Origin of the sequence: Crenothrix polyspora, assembly GCF_900163755.1 — a bacterium.
GTDB lineage: Bacteria > Pseudomonadota > Gammaproteobacteria > Methylococcales > Methylomonadaceae > Crenothrix > Crenothrix polyspora.
In genome coordinates this window covers 1-1,660 of record NZ_FUKI01000125.1, presented here as the reverse complement: position 1 = coordinate 1,660, position 1,660 = coordinate 1, and the positions used below count along the sequence as shown (strand labels likewise).

Genomic DNA, 1,660 nt, shown 5'->3' with positions numbered 1-1,660 from the left:
GTATCTACTTTAAATACCAAGGTGGCGATACAATTCGTCAAAATAACTTGACTAAAAGCCATAAAGCACCGACTCTTAATGTACTTTGAAAACAGACTACTTACAGGCTGAAGTAACCGCCATCGACCAACTAACCGCCCAACTAAAAAGTGGCGTAGAGTTGGATATTGTCAAAAAACTGTTAAACCTTGTAGAAAGGTTAATTGCAGAAAACGCAGAACAGAAAGTTGAACTTCAGAAGCTACGCGATGAAATTAACCGGCTGAAAGGCGAGCAAGGAAAGCCTGACATTAAGGTCAACAAAAGGAAAGATGGAGATGTTTCATCGGAAGCTGACCGTAAACAAGCCGAAGCCGATGCAAACGGCGAAGTCGCTGAGAATGCCGATGGCAAAAAGAAACGCCAACGCGAAGCAAAACTACCCAAGATAAAAATAGACCGCGAGCAAATCTGCCCCCTGGACAAAACTGGCTTGCCTGACGACTTGGTGTTCAAATACTATCAGGACGTTATCGTCCAAAACATCACCATCAAGACAGACAACGTCAAATACCGCCGGGCTGCGTATTATTCGCCTTCACAGAAGAAATACTATTACGGTGCATTACCCGATGAAGCCCGTGGCAAAGGCGAATATGGAGTCGGCATCCGTACCTTAATACCGGTATTGAAAACCGAGTGCAATATGTCCCAACAACGGATACAAGGCTTTTTCCACAACTTCGGCATCAATGTGTCAGCAACGTAGATTGCACAGCAATGGACAGGCGGTTATGCACTGTTTCACCAAGAAAAAAGTGACCTGTACCGCAGTGGCATTACCCATAGTGACTATGTCCAGATTGATGACACCTCAGCACGGGTTAATGGGGTCAACCAGTATTGCCAAGTTGTCTGTAGCCCTTTGTTCACGGCCTATTTCACCACCCCGAAGAAAGACCGCCTGACCGTATTGAGCGTACTGACCAATTTTACCCCTGTACAATACCTGTATAACCAGCAGGCACAAACACTGTTGGACACCTTTAAACTGACTGATAAATCCCGTGTTGCAATAGATGCACAGTTACCAGCGGATACCGTCATGAATGAAGCCGAATTCGCAGTACAGCTGGCCTGCCTTAATGGTTTGGGTGTCAGGCAAGTCACCCATCTTACCGAAGCTTGTGCCATCGCTTACTACCAACAGCAAACTGACTTTCCGATTATCACGACACTGCTTTCCGATGATGCCCCGCAATTCAAACTGCTCACCCTTTATCTTGCGCTGTGTTGGATTCATGACGGGCGGCACTATAAAAAACTGAAGCCGTTTGTGCCATCACACCAGGTAGCCTTGGCCGATTTTCGAAGTCGATATTGGACCTATTACACTGGGTTGCTCAAATACCAACACGAGCCAACCCCTGAGAAAAAGGTGGGGTTGGAAAACCAGTTTGACGGACTGTTCATCACCATCACGGGCTATGAAGAGCTGGACGGTCGTATTGCTGACATTCCGCACCCCTAAATAAAAATTCAGCATTTAAATAACATATTGATATTTAATTAATTTTAGTATTTTTTTGGATTTTAGACTTTCGAATTAAAACAAGAAAAATTCATCTCTCGTTTGTTTTTTGTTAAATATAAGCTGATATAAATGACTTTGAAAATACGC

Annotated in this window: 2 protein-coding genes; both read left to right on the top strand. The window is 44.2% G+C overall.

Features of this window, described 5'->3' with window-relative positions:
• Positions 1 to 85: 85 nt before the first annotated feature.
• The gene (locus CRENPOLYSF2_RS11275; protein ID WP_087144051.1) at positions 86 to 748 is read left to right on the top strand and encodes a hypothetical protein; all 663 of its coding nucleotides are present in this window, start codon (positions 86 to 88) and stop codon (positions 746 to 748) included.
• 156 nt (positions 749 to 904) lie between these two features.
• Entirely contained in the window at positions 905 to 1,510 is a 606-nt protein-coding gene (locus CRENPOLYSF2_RS11270; protein WP_087144050.1) for a hypothetical protein, read from the top strand.
• Positions 1,511 to 1,660: the final 150 nt, after the last annotated feature.